The organism is Actinomycetospora rhizophila, assembly GCF_042657905.1.
GTDB lineage: Bacteria > Actinomycetota > Actinomycetes > Mycobacteriales > Pseudonocardiaceae > Actinomycetospora > Actinomycetospora rhizophila.
Window position 1 is genome coordinate 635,403 of sequence record NZ_JBHSKG010000002.1, and the last position, 17,752, is coordinate 653,154.

General features: G+C 74.9%; 20 protein-coding genes. 9 read left to right on the forward strand and 11 right to left on the reverse strand.

Annotated elements, in window-relative coordinates; translation table 11 throughout:
* The first annotated feature begins 26 nt into the window (after positions 1 to 26).
* Genes ACFPK1_RS06880 through ACFPK1_RS06900 form a run of 5 tightly spaced genes read left to right on the forward strand, consistent with a single transcriptional unit; the run spans position 27 to position 5,169 of the window.
* Entirely contained in the window at positions 27 to 1,628 is a 1,602-nt protein-coding gene (locus ACFPK1_RS06880; RefSeq protein ID WP_378020146.1) for an ABC transporter substrate-binding protein, read from the forward strand.
* Complete coding sequence (locus ACFPK1_RS06885) at positions 1,625 to 2,635, forward strand: ABC transporter permease (RefSeq protein WP_378020147.1); 1,011 nt, start codon at positions 1,625 to 1,627, stop codon at positions 2,633 to 2,635. Before ACFPK1_RS06880 ends, ACFPK1_RS06885 begins: the two co-directional genes overlap by 4 nt.
* Positions 2,628 to 3,545 carry an ABC transporter permease gene (locus tag ACFPK1_RS06890; RefSeq protein ID WP_378020148.1) on the forward strand — a complete coding sequence of 306 codons (918 nt, stop codon included), beginning with the start codon at positions 2,628 to 2,630 and terminating at the stop codon, positions 3,543 to 3,545. Before ACFPK1_RS06885 ends, ACFPK1_RS06890 begins: the two co-directional genes overlap by 8 nt.
* Positions 3,542 to 4,507: an oligopeptide/dipeptide ABC transporter ATP-binding protein gene (locus ACFPK1_RS06895; RefSeq protein ID WP_378020149.1), complete on the forward strand. Its 966-nt coding sequence runs from the start codon at positions 3,542 to 3,544 to the stop codon at positions 4,505 to 4,507. The genes ACFPK1_RS06890 and ACFPK1_RS06895 overlap by 4 nt, the downstream gene beginning before the upstream one ends.
* Positions 4,504 to 5,169, forward strand: a complete 666-nt coding sequence (locus tag ACFPK1_RS06900; protein WP_378020150.1) for an ABC transporter ATP-binding protein — start codon at positions 4,504 to 4,506, stop codon at positions 5,167 to 5,169. The genes ACFPK1_RS06895 and ACFPK1_RS06900 overlap by 4 nt, the downstream gene beginning before the upstream one ends.
* Here the strand turns inward: ACFPK1_RS06900 and ACFPK1_RS06905 are convergent.
* From ACFPK1_RS06905 to ACFPK1_RS06950, 10 genes are all read right to left on the reverse strand, one after another.
* Positions 5,157 to 5,543, reverse strand: a complete 387-nt coding sequence (locus tag ACFPK1_RS06905; protein WP_378020151.1) for a VOC family protein — start codon at positions 5,541 to 5,543, stop codon at positions 5,157 to 5,159. The two genes, ACFPK1_RS06900 and ACFPK1_RS06905, sit on opposite strands and share 13 nt — an antisense overlap.
* Before the next feature lie 18 nt (positions 5,544 to 5,561).
* Positions 5,562 to 6,578 carry a D-alanine--D-alanine ligase family protein gene (locus ACFPK1_RS06910; RefSeq protein ID WP_378020152.1) on the reverse strand — a complete coding sequence of 339 codons (1,017 nt, stop codon included), beginning with the start codon at positions 6,576 to 6,578 and terminating at the stop codon, positions 5,562 to 5,564.
* A 1-nt stretch (position 6,579) separates the two neighbouring features.
* Positions 6,580 to 7,887 carry an ATP-grasp domain-containing protein gene (locus ACFPK1_RS06915; RefSeq protein WP_378020153.1) on the reverse strand — a complete coding sequence of 436 codons (1,308 nt, stop codon included), beginning with the start codon at positions 7,885 to 7,887 and terminating at the stop codon, positions 6,580 to 6,582.
* Positions 7,884 to 8,672: a TauD/TfdA dioxygenase family protein gene (locus ACFPK1_RS06920; protein ID WP_378020154.1), complete on the reverse strand. Its 789-nt coding sequence runs from the start codon at positions 8,670 to 8,672 to the stop codon at positions 7,884 to 7,886. Before ACFPK1_RS06920 ends, ACFPK1_RS06915 begins: the two co-directional genes overlap by 4 nt.
* Positions 8,673 to 8,683: 11 nt before the next feature.
* A complete protein-coding gene (locus ACFPK1_RS06925; RefSeq protein WP_378020155.1) occupies positions 8,684 to 9,505 on the reverse strand; it encodes an O-methyltransferase in 822 nt (273 codons plus the stop codon).
* The gene (locus tag ACFPK1_RS06930; protein WP_378020156.1) at positions 9,502 to 10,701 is read right to left on the reverse strand and encodes a sedoheptulose 7-phosphate cyclase; all 1,200 of its coding nucleotides are present in this window, start codon (positions 10,699 to 10,701) and stop codon (positions 9,502 to 9,504) included. The genes ACFPK1_RS06925 and ACFPK1_RS06930 overlap by 4 nt, the downstream gene beginning before the upstream one ends.
* Before the next feature lie 65 nt (positions 10,702 to 10,766).
* Positions 10,767 to 11,429: an HAD family hydrolase gene (locus ACFPK1_RS06935; RefSeq protein ID WP_378020157.1), complete on the reverse strand. Its 663-nt coding sequence runs from the start codon at positions 11,427 to 11,429 to the stop codon at positions 10,767 to 10,769.
* Positions 11,430 to 11,528: 99 nt separating this feature from the next.
* Positions 11,529 to 11,969, reverse strand: a complete 441-nt coding sequence (locus ACFPK1_RS06940; RefSeq protein ID WP_378020158.1) for a hypothetical protein — start codon at positions 11,967 to 11,969, stop codon at positions 11,529 to 11,531.
* Between the two features lie 29 nt (positions 11,970 to 11,998).
* Positions 11,999 to 12,625, reverse strand: a complete 627-nt coding sequence (locus ACFPK1_RS06945; RefSeq protein ID WP_378020159.1) for a hypothetical protein — start codon at positions 12,623 to 12,625, stop codon at positions 11,999 to 12,001.
* A gap of 19 nt (positions 12,626 to 12,644) precedes the next feature.
* Positions 12,645 to 12,818 carry a hypothetical protein gene (locus ACFPK1_RS06950; RefSeq protein WP_378020160.1) on the reverse strand — a complete coding sequence of 58 codons (174 nt, stop codon included), beginning with the start codon at positions 12,816 to 12,818 and terminating at the stop codon, positions 12,645 to 12,647.
* 74 nt (positions 12,819 to 12,892) lie between these two features.
* Between ACFPK1_RS06950 and ACFPK1_RS06955 the strand changes: the two genes are divergently transcribed.
* Together ACFPK1_RS06955 and ACFPK1_RS06960 are read left to right on the forward strand one after the other, a co-directional pair.
* Complete coding sequence (locus ACFPK1_RS06955) at positions 12,893 to 13,519, forward strand: ATP-binding cassette domain-containing protein (RefSeq protein ID WP_378020161.1); 627 nt, start codon at positions 12,893 to 12,895, stop codon at positions 13,517 to 13,519.
* On the forward strand, positions 13,516 to 14,289 hold the full coding sequence (locus ACFPK1_RS06960; RefSeq protein WP_378020162.1) for an ABC transporter permease: 774 nt from the start codon (positions 13,516 to 13,518) through the stop codon (positions 14,287 to 14,289). Before ACFPK1_RS06955 ends, ACFPK1_RS06960 begins: the two co-directional genes overlap by 4 nt.
* 306 nt (positions 14,290 to 14,595) lie before the next feature.
* Here ACFPK1_RS06960 and ACFPK1_RS06965 read toward each other — a convergent pair whose 3' ends face one another.
* Positions 14,596 to 15,807: a pyridoxal phosphate-dependent aminotransferase gene (locus tag ACFPK1_RS06965; protein WP_378020163.1), complete on the reverse strand. Its 1,212-nt coding sequence runs from the start codon at positions 15,805 to 15,807 to the stop codon at positions 14,596 to 14,598.
* 125 nt (positions 15,808 to 15,932) lie between these two features.
* Here ACFPK1_RS06965 and ACFPK1_RS06970 point away from each other — a divergent pair, with 125 nt between their 5' ends.
* Positions 15,933 to 16,529: a dihydrofolate reductase family protein gene (locus ACFPK1_RS06970; RefSeq protein ID WP_378020164.1), complete on the forward strand. Its 597-nt coding sequence runs from the start codon at positions 15,933 to 15,935 to the stop codon at positions 16,527 to 16,529.
* 106 nt (positions 16,530 to 16,635) lie between these two features.
* Positions 16,636 to 17,751 (forward strand): alcohol dehydrogenase catalytic domain-containing protein, encoded by a 1,116-nt coding sequence (locus ACFPK1_RS06975; protein ID WP_378020165.1) that lies wholly within the window; start codon positions 16,636 to 16,638, stop codon positions 17,749 to 17,751.
* Position 17,752 lies beyond the last annotated feature (1 nt).

The following is a 17,752-nucleotide window of genomic DNA, read 5'->3' on the forward strand; positions in this document are numbered from 1 at the left end:
AACAACGAGACCTACTGTGCGACAACGTGACTCGTGTCCGTTTGGTCGTCGTCGCGCTACTCGCCGTGGTGAGCGTCGCCGTCAGCGCCTGCTCCGCGCCCACCACCGGCCCGGCGCCCGGTACCGACCCCGCGGCGATGGTGCTGGCCGACGGCTACGAGCCCGACGACCTCAACCCGCTGATGGGGTACGGCGAGGAAGGGGCGTCGAAGATCTACGACGGCCTCATCTCGTTCGACGCCGACCGCAACCCGCAGCCCAACCTCGCCGCGGTCGTCCCCACCGCTTCGGCGGACGGGCTGTCGTGGACCGTCCCGCTGCGCCAGGGCGTGACCTTCCACGACGGCACGCCCTTCGACGCGCAGGACGTCGTCGCGACCTACTCCGCGGTCCTCGACCCGGCGCGCGCGGCGACGGTGAGCTCGGGCTTCCCGATGCTGCGCGGGGTCACCGCCGTCGACCCGAGCACGGTGCGCTTCGACCTGAACTACCCGTTCCTGCTGTTCCCGGGCCGGCTCACGCTGCCGATCATGCCGTCGGAGGCGCTGGCGACCCCCGGCCCGGCCGCGAACCTCAGCCTCGGCACGCAGCCCGTGGGCACCGGTCCCTACCGGATGACCGAGTGGCGGCAGGGCTCGTCGATGATCCTCGACGCGAACGAGCGCTACCACGGCGGCGCCCCCGCGGTCCGGCGCATCACCATCGTCATGGCCGAGGACGACAACACCCGCGCCCAGCGCACGTCGACCGGCGAGTTCGACGGCACGGTGCTCCCGCCCTCGCTGGCGCGCGGGATCGCCGGGCAGGTCTCCGCGCAGGGCATGCAGCTGCGCGAGCACAGCAGCGCGGACTACCGCACGATCACCATGCCGTTCGCCAACCCCGTCACCGCCGACCTGACGATCCGCCAGGCGCTCAACCGCGCGGTCAACCGCCAGGGCATGATCGACGCCCTGCTCGCGGGCCAGGGCCGTCCGGCGTCGACGCCGATCCCCGAGGTGCTGCCCGAGGAGGTCGAGCCGAGCGCCCAGTTCGCCTACGACCCGGCGGGCGCGAACGCGATGCTCGACGCTGCGGGCTGGGTGCGCGGACCGGACGGCGTGCGGGTGCGGGGCGACCTGCCGGCCCGGTTCACGCTCATGTACAGCGCGAGCGACACCGTGCGCCGCGACCTGGCGCAGGCCTTCGCGTCGGACGCGCGGGCGATCGGTGTGGACGTCCGCCTCGAGGGCCTCGGCTGGGACGCCATCGACCCGCGGATGGGCACCGACGCGGTCGTCCTCGGCGGCGGCAACCCGTTCGACACCGCGTTCAAGTCCTGGCAGCTGCTGCACTCGTCCAACGCGGCCGACGAGTACAACAACCCGGGCTCCTACCGGAACGCGCAGGTCGACGCCGCCCTCGACGCCGCGCAGCGCGCTCCCGACCGCGCCTCGCGCGCCGCGGAGCTGCGCCGTTTCCAGAGCGCCTACGCCGCCGACCCGGGCATGGTCTTCCTGACCTTCCTCGGCCACAGCTACCTCACCCGTGACCGATTCGACGGCTACCAGCCGGTCGTCGAGCCCCACACGCACGGCACGACGTGGGGCCCGTGGTGGAACGTCGAGGACTGGGTCCCGCGCTCGTGACCGTCGCCGTCGCTGCTCCACCGGCGCGGCACCGCGGGCGCGAGGTCGCCAAGCTGGTGGCCTGGCGGGTCCTGGTGGCCGTGCCGGTGGTCGTGCTCGTGGCGATCGCGGTGTTCGTGCTGGCCGCCGTGTCGCCGTTCGACCCGATCTACCAGTACTTCGGCGCCGGGATCTTCTCCGCGTCGGGCGCCGACATCGCCAACGCCCGCGCCCAGCTCGGGCTGGACGTCCCGGTGTGGGACCAGTTCTGGGCCTGGGTCGGCGGGCTGCTCTCCGGCGATCTCGGGCAGAGCCTGTCGTTCCGCCAGCCCGTGTCCACGGTGATCGCGCAGCGGCTGCCGTGGACCCTGCTGCTGGTGGCGGTCGGCCTGCTGGTGAGCGTGGTCCTGTCGCTCGCCGCCGCGGTGGTCGCGGCCTGGCGCCAGGGCGGCTGGGTCGACCGGGCCATCACCGCCCTCGGGCACACCCTGGAGGGCCTGCCGCCGTTCGTGCTCGCCCTGGCGGCGATCGCCGTGTTCGCCGTCGCGTGGCCGGTGCTGCCTGTCGCCGGGCTCACCGACGCGGGCGCCCCGGTGTCGTTCGACCAGGTCGCGCGCCACATCGTCCTGCCCGCCCTGGTCCTCGGGCTCTCGCAGTCGCCGTGGCTGGTGCTGCACGCGCGGTCGTCGCTGATCGCCGCGCTCGACGAGGACCACGTGCTCGGCGCCCGGGCCCGCGGCCTGCCCGAGCGCGTCGTCGTCCTGCGCCACGCGCTCCCGACTGCGCTGCTGCCGTTCGTCACCGTGCTGGGCAACCGCCTGCCCGAGCTCGTGACCGGTGCGGTGCTGGTGGAGACGGTGTTCTCGTGGCCCGGCATCGCCGCGGCCATCGTCACCGCGGCGCTGGCCGTCGACTTCCCGCTGCTCGCGGCCCTGACCCTGCTGACCACTGTGTCGGTGCTCGCCGGCGCGCTCGTGGCCGACGTGGCCGTCCTGCTCCTGGATCCCCGGGTGAGCGCGGATGGTTGAGCTGGACACGCGACCGCGCACCGACACCCCGTGGCGCCCAGCCGGTCGCCGCCGGCCCGGGTCGGTGCGCGGGTCGCGGTCGCTGTGGCGTGGCCGCGCCCGGCTCGTGTGGGGCGTCGGCGGGCTGATCGTGCTGACCCTCGCCGCGGTGCTGATCCCCTGGATCGGCGGCCTCGACGAGAGCGTGATCGACTACGCGGCCGTCCGGCAGCCGCCGTCGCTCGCGCACCCGTTCGGCACCGACAGCGTCGGGCGTGACGTCGCCCTGCGCGCGTTCAAGGGCCTGGGCATCTCGCTGCTCGTCGCGGCGTCCTGCGCGGTGATCGCGACGGTGATCGGCACCCTGTTCGGGGCGGCGTCGGGCCTGCTCGGCGGCTGGATCGACCGCGTGCTCATGCGCTTCGTCGACGGCGTCAACGCCGTCCCGCACCTCATGCTCGGCATCGTCATCGTCGCGCTCTACCGCGGCAGCGTCCTCGCGGTGATCGCCTCGATCGGCCTGACGCACTGGACGACGGTGGCGCGCGTCGTGCGCGCCGAGGTGCTGTCGCTGCGCGGGCGGCCGTTCGTCGACGCGGCGGTCAGCGGCGGCGCCTCGCGGTGGCGGGTCCTGCGCCGCCACCTGCTGCCGGCCGTGGTGCCGCCCGCGGTGCTCTCGGCGGTGCTGATCCTGCCGCACGCCGTGTGGCACGAGACCGCGCTGAGCTTCCTCGGGCTCGGCCTGCCGCCCCACCTGGCGAGCATCGGCAACATCCTCGCCGAGGGTCGCCAGGCCGTCCTGCTCGGGAGCTGGTGGATCGTGGTGTTCCCGTCCGCGCTGCTCGCGGCGACGACGCTGGCCGTGGCGGGCATCGCCGCGTGGTGGCGCGACCGCACGCTGCCGCGGCGACGCTCGGAGCTGGCGCTGTGAGCACGCTCGAGGTGTGCGGGCTCGACGTCCGCTTCCGTCTCGGGCGCCGCCCGCCGCGGTACGTGCGCGCGGTCAGCGACGTCGACCTCGACCTGCGGCCCGGGCGCCTGCTGGCGCTGGTGGGGGAGTCGGGATGCGGGAAGTCGGTGCTCACCGAGGCGCTGACCGGGCTGCTGCCCTCGACCGCCGAGGTGCGGGGGCAGGCGGTCCTGGGCGACTCGAACCAGACCACGGATCTCCTCGACGCCGACGAGCGCACGCTCCGGGAGAAGGTGCGCGGGCGCCTGATCGGGCTGGTCGGGCAGTCGGCGGGCTCCTACCTGACGCCTACGCGGACGGTCGGCGCGCAGCTGCGCGAGACGGTGCGGCACCTGGGTGCCGGGGTCGACGTCGGCGAGCTCGCCGCGCGCGTGCAGCTCCCCGCCGCGGCGCTGGAGCTCTACCCGCACGAGCTCTCGGGCGGCACCGCGCAGCGGGTCGCCCTGGCCGCCGCGCTCGCGGGCGATCCGCCGGTGCTCCTCGCGGACGAGCCGACCGCGGGGCTCGACCGGCCGCTCGTGGACCACACGATGGACCTGCTCGCCGCGACCGCGCACGAGGGCCGGGCCGTGCTGGTGATCACCCACGACCTGCGCGCCGCGCGCCGGGCCGCCGACGACCTCGCGGTGATGTACGCGTCGCGGCTGCTCGAGACCGGCCCGATCGGCGAGGTCCTCGCCGACCCCTGGCACACCTACACCGCGGGACTGGTCGCCGCCCTGCCCGGCGAGGGCTTCACCCCGATCCCCGGGCACCCCCCCGAGCTCTCGGCGCTGCCGGACGGCTGCCCGTTCCGCCCACGCAGCCCCGAGCACGCCGCGACCTGCACCGACGACCCGCGGCTGGTGCCGTACGGGGAGCGGGCCGTCGCGTGCGTGGGAGACGGAGCGCAGCGGAGCTCGACCCGGGCCGTGGCGCGATGAGCCTCGACGGACGCACGCTGACCGGCGGCTGGCGCCGCGGGCACGCCGTGGTGCGCGATCTCGACATCACGGTGCCGCGCGGGCGGGTCGTCGGCGTCGCGGGTCCCAGCGGCTGCGGCAAGTCCACCCTGGTCCGGATGCTCGCGCTGCTGCACCAGCCGTGGGCGGGCCACGTCGCGGTCGACGGCGCGACGACGCCGCGGGTGCGCTTCAGCGCCCCCGCTCCCCTGCGCCGGCGCCTCGGCGTGGTCTTCCAGCAGCCGCGCGCCGCCGCCGACCCGCGCCTGACCCTCGACGACCTCGTCGTCGAGCCCCTGCGCGCGGCCGGCGAGCGCGACGCGGGCGTGCTGGGGGCGCGCGCCGACGAGCTCGCCGAGCGGGTCGGGCTCACCGCCGAGCTGCGGGGCCGGCGCCCGCACGAGGTCTCCGACGGCCAGCTCCAGCGGGCCTGCCTGGCCCGCGCGCTGGCCCCCGGGCCAGCGTACCTGCTCTGCGACGAGATGACCGCCACGCTCGACGCGTCCACCACGGCGGCCCTGGTGTCGGTGATCGGTGCCGAGGTCGAGCGCGGGCTCGGCGTCCTGACCGTCAGCCACGACGAGCCCCTCCTCGCCGCCTGGGCCGACGAGGTCCTGCGGCCCTGGGCGGGTCAGTCGGCGTAGAGGCGGATCTCCAGCCCGTCCGGGTCGACCACCGCCAGGACCTTGCCGCCGTGGGCGCCGGTGACGATGTCGCCGTGGGGCTCACCGAGCTCGTCGAGCCGGGCGCGCCACTGCTCGACCTGCTCGCGCTCGGGGACGAGGAGGGCGAGCGGGTCGAACCCCGCCAGGGACGCCGCGCGCGCCGAGTCCTCGCGCAGGGCGACGCCCGCGCTGCCGCCGTCCGGCAGGGCGAGACCGACACCGCGGACGACGCCGTCCTCCTCGAACTCGATGACCACCTCGAGGCCCAGGACGCGCTCGTACCAGGCGCGGCTGCGTGCCACGTCGGAGACCGGCAGCTTGACGTGGTGGAAGCCGGTGACGGTCGGGCCCATGGCACCCGACCCTAGGCATCAGCGACGGCGGCGGGCACCCGCGATGGCGATCGCCAGCAGTTCGTCGAGCTCGATGCCGCCCGCGCGGGCCATCACCGCGAGCACGCTGGCGGGGGAGAAGGAGCAGTAGAGGCTCGCCTCGAGGAACACGGGGCGGCCGGCCGGATCGATACGCAGGTCGAACAGGGAGTGGTCGCGGCAGCCCAGCGCGACGTGGGCGCGCCGCGCGACGTCCCACACCCGCGCGGTCAGCGGGTCGTCGGGGTCGACGATGACGACGTCGGGGTTGTCCTTGGCGACCAGCCGCAGCCCGGAGTCGCCCGGCGCGAGCTTGTCGGCGTAGCCGCGGATCGGGCGGGCGTCGGCGTCGAGGAGGTACTCCTCCAGCGGCAGCCCGACGAGCTCACCGTCCCGCTCGATCATCCCGCAGCGGACCTCGCGCCCCAGCGGCACGAACTCCTCGACGAGCACCCGCCCGGCGTGCGCGAAGGCCGCCTCGAGCGCCGCGTCGAACTCCTCGGGGGCGCGCACCAGCGTCACTCCCAGCGAGTTGTCGGCGTCCTCGGGCTTGACCACCGCGGGCGGGGCGATCGTCGGCCGTTCCCCGCGGCGCAGGACCTCGCCGGCCGGCACGTCCACCCCCGCCGCGGCGACGAGGGCCTTCGCGGCGGCCTTGCGCGCGCCGATCGCCATGACCTCGCCGGTGTTCCCCACGACCGGGACCCCCAGCACCGCGAACAGCGAGCGGTAGGACGTCATGCCGGGCAGGCAGAACATCTGGGGGAGCACGACGTCGAGCCCGAGCCGCCCGAGGTGGGCGAGGGCGTCCGGGGGGTCGAGCGCCGGCGCGGCGGCGATCGCCTCCGCGTCGAACGACGCCGGGAACCGCCAGCGCCCGTCCGGCGAGACGACGGCGGGGTGGGACTCGTAGGAGTCCCCCGTGGCGTCGAGGCACCCGCGGGCGTAGGTCAGGGAGAGGTCGGTGTGGAAGTCGCTCACCGCCGACCCGGCCAGGTGCAGCAGGCGCAGTCCCACGTCAGTCCCCCGCCGGCTCGACGAGCTTGCCGATGTTGACGTCCACCCGGATCCACGGGCGCCCGCTCACCAGGTTGCGCAGCAGCAGCGACGGGATCTGCAGGTGGTGCAGCAGCAGGAACGGCAGCGGGTCGTCACGGTCGAACACCGCGTCGGTGCCGGCCCGCAGGACCGCGAGCCGCTCGGGGATCGTCGACGGGCGCGAGATCATCCGCCAGAGCTCGTGGTAGAGCCAGTACGTCGGGCGGCTGTCCGGGGCCGGCCGGAGCGCGGGGCCGTCGACGTCCTCGAGGTACGCGCGGGCGAGCGCCTCGGCGTCGCGGTGGAACATCGTGATCGCCGAGTGGGTCCGCGGGTTGCACTCCAGCGCGACGAGCCGCCCGTCCGGGGTCTCGATGAAGTCGAACGACACCTGCCCGGTCACGCGCAGCGCGCCGACGAACCGGCGCACCCACTCCTCGATCTCCGGCTTGTCGACCATCGCGTAGTTGAGCTGGAACGCCGACGACTCGCAGCACGCCCAGACCTGCACGCGGCCCTCGCGCACCGTGGCGTGCGTGCAGTACTCCTGGCCGGCGACGAGCTCCTGGAGGATCCACGGCGTCGCGTCCGACATCGGCTTGGCGCGGGCGAGCTCCGCGGTGGCCGTGGCGGTGGGCCGCGGCAGCGGCGTGAGGTCCAGGCGGGCGACCGGGTCGTACGGGACGCTCTTGAGGATCCACGGTCCGGGGCGGGCGGCGAAGTCGAAGTCCTCGACCTGCGCGGGCGCGGTCACCCGGTGGGTCTCGGGCACCGGCAGGCCGAGGGTGTCCGCGGACTCGGCGAACCGGTCCTTGTCGTCGAGGATGCGCAGCACCTGCGGGTCGGGGTGCAGGACCTCGCAGAACTCGGCGAGCACGGGCTTGGCCAGCGCGTCGTACCGGCTCGCGGCGGGGCTGCAGACCGGCACCCACACGTCGACGCCCTCGGCGACCACCACGTCGCGCAGCGCCTCGACGTAGCCGGGCGCCCCCGGTTCGGGGACCACGTGGAAGGCGGCGACGGCGCGCGAGAACCGGTGGCCGGTGAAGCGGTACTTCGCCGACTCGACGAGCACCACGCGGTGCCCCGCGGCGTGGAACGCGCGCGCCAGCGCGAGCGCCTTGGTCATCTTCCCGCCGGTGACGAGCACGGTGCGGGGCTGCACGGCCTGCGCCCGGTGCGGGCGCACGACCAGCGAGCGCAGCAGCGCCCCCGCGGTGACCGCGAGCGTCACCGGCAGCGGCACGGTGAGCAGGGCGAGCGCGCCGAGCGTCCGCAGACGGCTCACGGTGCCGGTTCCGGCGCCGTGACCATCCCGCGGTGCATCACCCGGTCGCCCGACACGGCGCCGTGGTCGGCGCGGTGCAGGACGCAGCCGTTGTCCCAGATGACGACGTCCCCGGGCGACCAGGCGTGGCGGAACACGTTGTCCTCGGCGATCGAGTGCTCGTAGAGGTAGCCGATCGTCGTCCGCGACGCGCCCCGGTCCATGCCGCTGATCTCCACGCAGCGCTCGGGGGTCGAGAGGTAGAGCGACGTGCGCCCGGAGACGGGGTGGCGGCGGAACACCGGGTGCTCCGCGCTGGTCTCGGGCCCCGCGTCCTCGGGGGCGAGGCCGCTGACGACGTGCGTGACCCGGCGCCCGGCGAGGTGGCTGCGGATGTCGCCGGGCAGCGTCTCGTAGGCGCGGTACTGGTTGGTGAACAGCGTCTCGCCGCCGGAGTCGGGGATCGTCACCGCCCGCAGCGCCGTGTAGGTCGGCGGGCGGGACACGTAGCTCGTGTCGACGTGGAACACGCTGCGCGGCGGTGTCGTGCGCCCGACGTTGCTGACGACGTTGAGGTCGTCGCGGCCCGGCACGGGGGTCTCGCCGGGCGTGAAGGTGATCTCGCCGAAGCGGGCGAGGAACGCGGCGAAGCCGTCGTCGTCGAGCCCGTCCTGTCCGGGCAGGACGGCCACGCCGTGCTCGGCGAGCAGCGTGCGCAGCGCGGCGACCTGCTCGTCGTCGAGGCCGGCGCGGAGGTCGAGCCCGGTCACCTCGACGCCGATCGGGGTCTGCGGGGTGGTCTGCACGCGGTGGCTCCCTACTCGGCCCGGTCGTCGTGGGCGCGGCGGATGAGGGTCAGGCCGTCGCGCAGGGGCAGGAGCACCTGCTCGACGCGCGGGTCGGCGGCGACGGTCTCGTTGAACGCGGCGATGGCGCGCCCGTTCTCGCCGCTGGCGCCGGCCCAGGGCTCGCCCTGCATCAGGGTGTTGTCGACGCAGACCAGCCCGTGCGGGGCGAGCAGCCCGCCGTCGAGCAGCGTCGCGAGGTAGCCCGCGTAGCCGGCCTTGTCGGCGTCGACGAACACGAGGTCGAACTGCTCGCCGGCCGCGGCCAGCGCGGTGAGCGTGCCCGCGGCGGGCCCGACCTCGACGGTGATCCGCCCGCCCGCCGGGGAGTCGGCGAACGACCGGCAGGCGGCCGCCGCGACCTCGGCGTCGAGCTCGCACGCCACGAGCCGCCCGCCCTCGGGCAGCGCCTCGGCCATGGCCAGCGCGGAGTAGCCGGTGAACAGCCCGACCTCGAGCACGCGGCGCGCCCGCGTCGCCGCGACGAGCATCTTCAGCGTCTGCCCCTCGACGTGCCCGGAGAGCATCTCCTGCTCGAGGAACACCGCCGAGGCGTCGCGGGCGGACCAGTCGCGCTCGCGCGTGGCGGCCGCGAGCCGCGCGAGCGCCGGCGACTCCGGGGTCGTGCAGGCCTCGAGGTAGGGGTCGAGCCCGCCGGCGAGGGCGCGGGCCCGCTCCAGGTCGTCGCGGACGTCGTGGGGCACGTCCGCGACGTCCGCGAGGCCCGCCGCGACCCGCTCGAGCGTCGCCGCGAGGATGCCGACCGGCGTGACGGGCCGGGCCGGCGCGCTCATCGCCGGTACACCTCGACGCCGGCGCCACCGCGGGGGAGTCCGGCGCAGAGCGCCCGGTGCTCGGCGAGGGCGTCGGTGAGCTCGGCGGCGTCGAGGTCGTTGACGAAGTGGCAGGTCCCGATCGGGCGCGGCACGGCGGCCCGCAGCAGGCCGTCGCGGGTCTGGAGGATCGAGTCGGTCGCCCTCGTGAGCAGCTCGGGGGTCAGGACCGGGCTGTCGAGCGAGAGCCCGAGGCGGCTCATGAGACCCAGAACCCGGTCGCGTGCCGCGGCGGTGATGTAGCCGCGGCGGTGCGCCAGCGTCGTGGAGAGCGCCATGTCGACGCTGATCGCGTGGCCGTGGAAGAACGGCTCGTCGCCGGAGAGCTCCAGGGTCGGGCTCCAGGTGTGCCCGAACGCGATGACGCGGTCGAGGTCGAGCTCCTGGAGGTTGGGCACCTCGAGGCGCAGCATCGTCTCGATCGCGTCCCACGTGAGCCGGTCGGTGACCTCGCGCAGCTCCGGGGAGCCGTCGCGGTGCCCGAAGCGGGTCGCCAGCAGGTCCTCGCCGTACTTCTCCAGCAGCTCGAAGATGCCCTCGTGGCCGACCACGGCGATCTTGATGAGCTCCGCCATCCCGTTGCGCACCTGCTCGGTGGGCAGGGTCGCGAGGAACGAGAAGTCGAGGAACACCTGCCGGGAGGCGTGGTAGGCGCCCAGCCGGTTCTTCGCCTTGCCGTGGTTGACCGCGACCTTGATCGCGACGCTGGCGTCGACCAGGCCGATCAGCGTGGTCGGGATGCGGATGTAGTCGGTGGAGCGGCGGAACATCGAGCACGCGAACCCGGCGACGTCGGTGGTCAGCCCGCCGCCGACGACGAGCACGGGCTCGGTGCGCACCAGGCCGAAGTCCCCGAACGCGTCGACGATGCGCTCCGCGGTGCGCAGGGTCTTGTCGGCCTCGTCGATCGCGATCGGGAACACCGTGAGGTCGATCCCGTGGTGCGCGAAGTAGGCGCGCATCGCGTCGCCGTAGAGGTCGGCGACGGTCGCGTCGACCACGGCCAGACAGCGCCCGTACGGCCGGTAGGCGTCCGCGAGCCCCGTGCTGCCCGGCGCGAACACCCCGTCGGTGATGACGAGCGAGTAGTCGATCTTCTGGTAGCCCTCGACGTGGAAGGTGGTGTCCGTCGTGGTGAGGGTCGGCTCGATGGTCATGTGACTCCGTCTGGGCGTGAGGAATCGGACCGCCGGCGCTCCGGCGGCCTGGGGGAGGAGTGGGGTCAGGCGGCGAGCGCGGTGACGTCGTCGGCGGCGAGGCGCTCGACGCGGCGGGCGGCGTCGGGGAACGTGACGGCGGCGGTGTTCTCGTTGGGGAACGCGAGGACGGGGACGCCGGCGGCGACGGCGGCGCGCACCCCGTCGGGGTTGTCCTCGATCGCGACGGCGGACGCGGCGTCCACGCCGAGGGCGCGCAGCGCGAAGGCGTAGGCGGCGGGGTCGGGCTTCGGGGTGTCGACCGAGTCGGTGGCCACCACGACGTCGAAGTCGTCGGGCCCGACGGCCGGCCCGAGGGCGTCGATCACCGCGAGGACGTTGTCGCGGGAGGTCGTCGTGACGAAACCGATCTTCCAGCCGTGGTCCTTCGCCGCGGCCAGGGTGTCGAGGACGCCCTCGCGCGGGGCGGCGCCGTCGGCGCGCAGCTTCTCGCGGAAGATCCGCGACTTGGTCTCGTGCACGGCGGCGGCGTCGACGTCCTCGCCCATCTGCCTCGCCTCCTCGGCGATGCGGGCGGCGCCGCCGGCGCGGTCGAGGCGGGCCCGGTAGTCGTCGCGGTCCCACCGCCAGTCGAGCCCGTGCTCCGCGAAGGCCTCGTTGAAGGCGGCCCGCTGGATCTCGGAGGTGTCGGCGATGCTGCTGATGGAGCCGAACAGGAGTGCGCTCACCGCGGGTCCCTTCGCCGGGGGCGCGGGTGTCGCGCCTCGACGCGGGTCCCCGAGGAGGAGGGCCCGAAACGTCTCCTCCTCACCCGTCCGCGAATCCGGTCAAGGGCAACCGGACGACATCCGCACCCGCCACCAGCCCGCCAGCCGGCCGACCGGGCCGAGGACGGGGCGCACGGCCCAGCGCCGGCAGCCGGGTTCGCCGAGGTCGTCGGAGGTGACCACGGCGCCGGGGTGCGCCGCCGGGTCGGCCGTCATGGCGGCGAGGAGCGCGTGGGCCTGCGCCACGGCCGCGGCCCGCGCGGCGGCGAGGTCGGTCGCGATCCCGACGCGCACGGCGAGGTCGTCGCGGACCCGTTCCAGCTCGCCGAGGTCCAGGACGCGCGGCCCGGGGACCGGGGCGGGACGGGCGGCGCGGTCCCGCGGTGCGGCGATCGCGAGCCGGTGCTCGAGGCGGGCGATCTGGGCGAGCAGGGTGGCGCGGGCGTCGCGTTCCCGCACCGGCGGGGTCGGCGGCGCGATCCGGTGGTCGATGACGGTCATGGCGGCCCTCCCGCCCCGACGGTAGGGCGTCAGTCGCCGGTGAGGAACCGTCCCGCCTGCCAGACGGCCTCCTCGGTCTCCCACGGCGGAGCGTCCGGCACCTCGACGGCCCAGAGCACTACCCCGCGCGCCCGACGGGGCCGCAGGTCGTGCGGCGGCTCGGTGAACAGGGCCGCGAGGGCGCGGCGGTCGTCGGCCACCACGAGCGTCCCGGGCGGCAGCGGGAGGCGCCCGACCGTGTCGTCCGCGGCGGCGGTCCGCAGCCGCGGGGCGCCGGTGACGCCGCGGGCGTCGACGGCGGTGAGGGTCACCCCGGCGGTCACGGCCACCGCGAGCAGGGCGTCGGCGACGGCGCCGCGGCTGACGAGGTGCCCGGCGAGCGCCGACTCGCGGGCGACGGCGTCCGGGAGCAGGCCCGCGGCGTCCGGCTCGAGCCCGACCTGCCGCGCGAACACCCGGGCGGCGTCGTGCGCGGCCGGTCGCCCGCCGGGGCTCAGCGCGTCGCGGGGGCGGTAGTCGTCGGAGAGCCGGTGCAGCCGCGCCCGCCCGTCCTCGCGGGCCCGGGGTGCGACGTCGACGGCGACCCACCACAGCCCGAGGCCCGGGAACTCCGCCGCCAGCTCCGGGGCGACGGCGCCGCGTTGCGGAGGGGGCATCGGGCCATGGTGGCGTTCGTCATGCCTCGTCGGGAGCGGGCAGCGCACCCTGGATGGCCCGCAGCTCCTGGGCCACGGTGACGAGGCCGTCGGCGTTGACGCGCCGCAGCTCCTCGAGCACCTGCTCGAGCAGGGTGTTGGTGGTCGTCAGGGCGTCGCGCAGGGGCGCGGTACCGGCGATGTCGCCGAGCATGGGTTCCTCCTCCGGTTGGTACTAGGTACTGACGGTACCTGATATCTCTCGGGTGTGCGGGGAACCCGGTGCCCGTGACCTTCTCCCTGCGCGGCGTCGTGGTCCGCCGCGGTGACCGCACGGTGCTCGACGGCGTCGACGCCGACATCCCGGCCGACGGCGTCACGGTGCTGTGGGGGCCGTCGGGCGCGGGCAAGACGACCCTGCTGCGCCTGCTCGACCGCCTCGACGTCCCGGACGCGGGGACGGTGTCCTACGACGGGACGCCGCTCGACGACCTCGACGTGCTCGCGCTGCGCCGGCGGGTGGGCATGGTGTTCCAGCGCGCGACGCCCTTCGCCGGGACCGTGCGCGACAACCTCGCCGTCGCCGCGCCCGACGCGGACGACGACGCGGTGCACCGGGTGCTCGAGCGCGTCTCGCTGGACGCCGCCCTCCTCGACCGCGGCGCCGACACCCTCTCCGGCGGCGAGCTCCAGCGCATGTGCCTCGCACGCACCCTGATCACCGAGCCCGAGGCGGTGCTGCTCGACGAGCCCACCTCGGCGCTCGACGAGGGCCCGCGCACGGCCTTCGAGCGCTCGGTCCTCGAGCTGGCCCGCGACGGCCTCACCGTCGTGTGGGTGGGGCACGACGAGGAGCAAGTGCGCCGCGTCGCCGACCGCGTCCTGCACGTCGCCGACGGGCGGGTGACGGCGTGACCGTCAGCCTGCCCGGCCTCGCGTCCTCGCTGCTGCTGGTCGGCGTCGCGGCCGGCGTGTCCCTGGCCTGGCGCCTGGGGCTGGAGCTCTCGATCCTCTGGGCGGCGGCGCGCGCCCTCGTGCAGCTGCTGCTGGTCGGCGGGGTGCTCGTGCTGCTGCTCGCGCCGGAGCGGTCGCTGTGGTGGTCGTGGCTGTGGGTGGCGCTCATGGTCGCCTACGCCGGGTGGACGGCCCGGCAGCGCGCGCCGGAGGTGCCGCGCCTCCTGCTGATCGCCGCGCTGTCGTTCCTGGCCGCGAGCGCGGTGACGATGCTCGTGATCTTCGGGCTCGGGGTGCTGCCGCTGTCGTCGCGCACGCTGGTGCCGATCGCCGGGCTGATCATCGGCAACGCGATGACCGCGACCGTGCTCGTCGGGCGCCGGCTGGTCGAGGAGCTGCGCGACAAGCGCGACGAGGTCGAGGCGCGCCTGGCGCTGGGCCAGCCGTCGTCGGTGGCCTCGCGGACCTACCTGCGGGCGGCGATGCGCTCGGCGCTGACCCCGCAGATCGAGACCACGAAGGCCACGGGCCTGGTCTTCCTGCCGGGCGCGATGACGGGGCTGATCCTGGCCGGCGTCGACCCGGTGTCCGCGGTGCTCGTGCAGGCCGTGGTGATGTTCCTCGTCCTCGCGGCGTCCGCCACGACGACCACCGTCGTGGCCCTGGGCATCGTGCGGCGCCTGTTCACCCCGGACCACCGCCTCGTGGTGCCCGGTCGCCCCGCATCCTGAGCCGGCGCGCCCGGGCCCGCCGAGACCTGGTGATCACGAGCACCTCATCGACGTCGGGGCGCCGGTCGGGGTGCACCACGTGCTCGTGATCTCCGGGAGGCCTCGCGCGCCCGGTGATCGCCGCCCCGTGCACTGATCAGGAGCACCTCACGCACGTCCGGGCGCGGATCCGGGTGCACCAGGTGCTTGTGATCTCCAGGGTGACGAGGACCCGCGAGCCCGCCCGGCGTGTCGCGCCGGTGAGCGTGTGGCGATCCTGGCATTCGACGTCAGCGTGGCCGCCACGCTGACACACCCCGTGCCTCATCAGCCCTGGCGGTAGGTCTCCAGGAACGAGCCGATGCGGGTGATCGCGTCGTCGAGGGTCTCCGCGTGGGGGAGGGTCAGGATGCGGAAGTGGTCGGTGGTCGGCCAGTTGAAGCCCGTGCCCTGCACGACCTGGATCTTCTCCTCGCGCAGGAGGTCGAGCACGAACTGCTCGTCGTCCTTGATCGGGTAGACGTCCGGGTCGAGGCGCGGGAAGGCGTAGAGCGCGCCGCGGGGCTTCACGCACGAGACGCCGGGGATCGCGTTGAGCTTCTCGTACGCGCGGTCGCGCTGCTCGCGCAGCCGCCCGCCCGGGGCGCAGAGCTCGCCGATGGTCTGCCGCCCGCCGAGCGCCGCCTGGATCGCGTACTGCGCCGGGGTGTTCGCGCACAGGCGCATCGAGGCCAGCATCGCCAGGCCCTCGAGGTAGTCGCGCGCGTGCTGGCGCGGGCCGGTGACGACGAGCCAGCCGGAGCGGAAGCCGGCGACGCGGTGGGTCTTCGAGAGCCCCGAGAACGTCAGCGCGACGAGGTCGGGCGCGAGCGAGGCGACGTCGTGGTGCACGGCGTCGTCGTAGAGCACCTGGTCGTAGATCTCGTCGGCCATCACCATCAGGCCGTGCCGCCGGGCGATGTCGAGCAGGCCCTCGAGGACCTCCTTCGAGTACACCGCCCCGGTCGGGTTGTTCGGGTTGATGATGACGACGGCCTTGGTGCGGTCGGAGACCTTGGCGGCGACGTCGTCGAGGTCGGGGGCCCAGTCGGCGGACTCGTCGCAGCGGTAGTGCACGGCGCGGCCGCCGGCGAGCGTGACCACGGCCGTCCACAGGGGGTAGTCGGGCGCGGGCACGAGCACCTCGTCGCCGTCCTCCACCAGCGCCTGCACGGCCATGGAGATCAGCTCGGACACCCCGTTGCCGAGGAAGACGTCGTCGACGTCCACCTCGAGCCCGCGCGCCTGGTAGCGCTGGGCGACGGCGCGCCGCGCGGGCAGGACGCCGCGCGAGTCGGTGTAGCCGTGCGCGCTGGGGAGCATCCGGATCATGTCCTGGACGATCTCCTCGGGCGCCTCGAAGTCGAACAGCGCCGGGTTGCCGGTGTTGAGGCGCAGGACGCTGTGGCCCGCCTCCTCCAGCAGGTTCGCCTGCTCGACCACCGGACCGCGGATCTCGTAACAGACGTCGCGGAGCTTGTTCGACTGCCGGAACTCCACTGGCACTACCTCTCGCACGCACTCGTCGGTGAGCCCTGACACGACACCGTGCCGCGTCCCGGTCTACCAAACGAGGACGTGTGACGGGCCTCTCCGGTTGTTCAACTATGTGGTTGAATAGAGCGATGGCCGTGGTGCTGATCGCGACGATGTCGCTCGACGGGTTCATCGCCCGCCCCGACGACTCGGTGGGCCCGATCTTCGACTGGTTCTCGGCGGGGGAGGTCGACGTCCACGCCGGGGACGAGCAGCGTCCGTTCCGCACGGACCGCGCGAGCGCGGACTGGATGCGCGAGCAGTGGGGGCGCATCGAGGCCGGGGTCGTCGGGCGCCACCTGTTCGACCACACGAACGGCTGGGAGGGCCGCCCCCCGGCCGGCGGCCACGTCGTCGTGCTCACCCACCGCGTGCCGACCGACTGGGCATACCACGGCACCGCCCCCTTCACGTTCGTCACCGAGGGCATCGAGGCCGCGGTGGCCGTCGCGCAGGAGCGGGCCGGCGACCGCGACGTCTCGGTGACGGCCGGCGACGTGGGTGGCCAGGCGCTCGCCGCGGGCCTGGTCGACGAGGTGGAGATCGACCTGGCCCCGGTGGTCCTCGGGCGCGGCAAGCGGTTCTTCGGCGAGGACGCCCCGGAGGTCGTGCTCGACGACCCGTACCTGGTGGTGCCGGGACGCCGCGTGACGCACTTGCGGTACCGGGTGCGCCGGGGCGCCTGAGCGCATTGCGTGGGCCGCCAAAGTGTGTGCACTATGGCGGCCAGTGCCCGGCCTCCGGCGCGGCAGCTCCGCTGCGCTCCGTGCCGCACGAGAAGGGAGCCCGTCGATGCCGACCCTCTCCGCGACTCCGGTCCCCGCGGTCTGGCCCGCCGTCCCGTCCGCGATCCCGGCGACGATGTCGGCGGTCGTGTTCGACCGCTTCGGGCCGCCCGACGTGCTCGCCCTCGACACCGTGCCCACCCCGGAGCCCGGCCCGGGTGACGTCCTCGTGCGGGTCGCGGCCGTGTGCGTCGGGCGCTTCCTCGACGTGTCCCTGCGCGCCGGGCGGCACCCGGTGAAGCCCGCGCTGCCGCACGTCCTCGGGGTGGAGCACGCGGGCACGGTCGTGGCGGTCGGCGCCGACGTGCGCGGGGTCGAGGTGGGCCAGCACGTCGCGGTGTGGCCGGTGCTCGGCTGCGGCGACTGCGCGGCCTGTGCCGAGGGCGACAAGGAGGCCTGCCCCCGCCTGCACATCGCCGGGGTGCACGGCCGGGGCGCCTACGCCGAGTACACCGCCGTCCCGGCGGCCGCCGTCTGGGCGATCCCCGACGACCTCGACCCCGCGACCGCCGCCGGTGTCGCGCTCGCCGGCCCCGTCGCCATGAACCAGCTGCGCCGCGCCGGGATGCGCGAGGGCGACTGGGTGCTCGTCGTCGGGGCCGCCTCGGCGCTCGGGGCGACCACCGCCGAGCTCGCCCGCCACCTCGGCGCCCGCGTCATCGGCACCTCGCGCGCCGGCTGGAAGCGCGAGCGCCTGCTCGGCCTCGGGCTCGAGGCCGCGCTCGACCCCACCTCGGACCCCTTCGTCGACGACGTCCGCGCCCTCACCGGCGGCGCCGGCGTCGCGGTGGCCGTCGACGACCTCGGCGAGCCGGAGATCTTCGGCCGCGTCACCGACGTCCTCGCCCCGCGCGGCACCGTGGTGTCGTCCGGGGCCTTCCTCGGCGGCACCGTGCCGCTGAACCTGGCGCGGCTCTACACGCTCAACCAGCGGATCCTCGGGGTGCGCACCGGCAACGACGCGAGCGCCCGCGAGCTCTGGGCCGAGGTCGGGCGCGGGTTCCGCCCGGTAGTCGACCGCGCCTTCCCCCTGGAGGCGGCGGCGCTCGCGCACCGCTTCCTCGAGGCCGACGACAACATGGGCCGGATCGTGCTGACCACCGCCGCCGCGGACAACGGCTGAA

Bases quoted from the DNA above. Each gene is read 5' to 3' on its own strand.
- ACFPK1_RS06945 (WP_378020159.1), bottom strand. From the start codon at position 12,625: ATGCCCCCTCCGCAACGCGGCGCCGTCGCCCCGGAGCTGGCGGCGGAG.
- ACFPK1_RS06940 (WP_378020158.1), bottom strand. From the start codon at position 11,969: ATGACCGTCATCGACCACCGGATCGCGCCGCCGACCCCGCCGGTGCGG.
- ACFPK1_RS06905 (WP_378020151.1), bottom strand. From the start codon at position 5,543: ATGGGCCCGACCGTCACCGGCTTCCACCACGTCAAGCTGCCGGTCTCC.
- ACFPK1_RS06975 (WP_378020165.1), top strand. From the start codon at position 16,636: ATGCCGACCCTCTCCGCGACTCCGGTCCCCGCGGTCTGGCCCGCCGTC.
- ACFPK1_RS06970 (WP_378020164.1), top strand. From the start codon at position 15,933: ATGGCCGTGGTGCTGATCGCGACGATGTCGCTCGACGGGTTCATCGCC.
- ACFPK1_RS06900 (WP_378020150.1), top strand. From the start codon at position 4,504: ATGAGCCTCGACGGACGCACGCTGACCGGCGGCTGGCGCCGCGGGCAC.
- ACFPK1_RS06890 (WP_378020148.1), top strand. From the start codon at position 2,628: ATGGTTGAGCTGGACACGCGACCGCGCACCGACACCCCGTGGCGCCCA.
- ACFPK1_RS06950 (WP_378020160.1), bottom strand. From the start codon at position 12,818: ATGCTCGGCGACATCGCCGGTACCGCGCCCCTGCGCGACGCCCTGACG.
- ACFPK1_RS06930 (WP_378020156.1), bottom strand. From the start codon at position 10,701: ATGACCATCGAGCCGACCCTCACCACGACGGACACCACCTTCCACGTC.
- ACFPK1_RS06925 (WP_378020155.1), bottom strand. From the start codon at position 9,505: ATGAGCGCGCCGGCCCGGCCCGTCACGCCGGTCGGCATCCTCGCGGCG.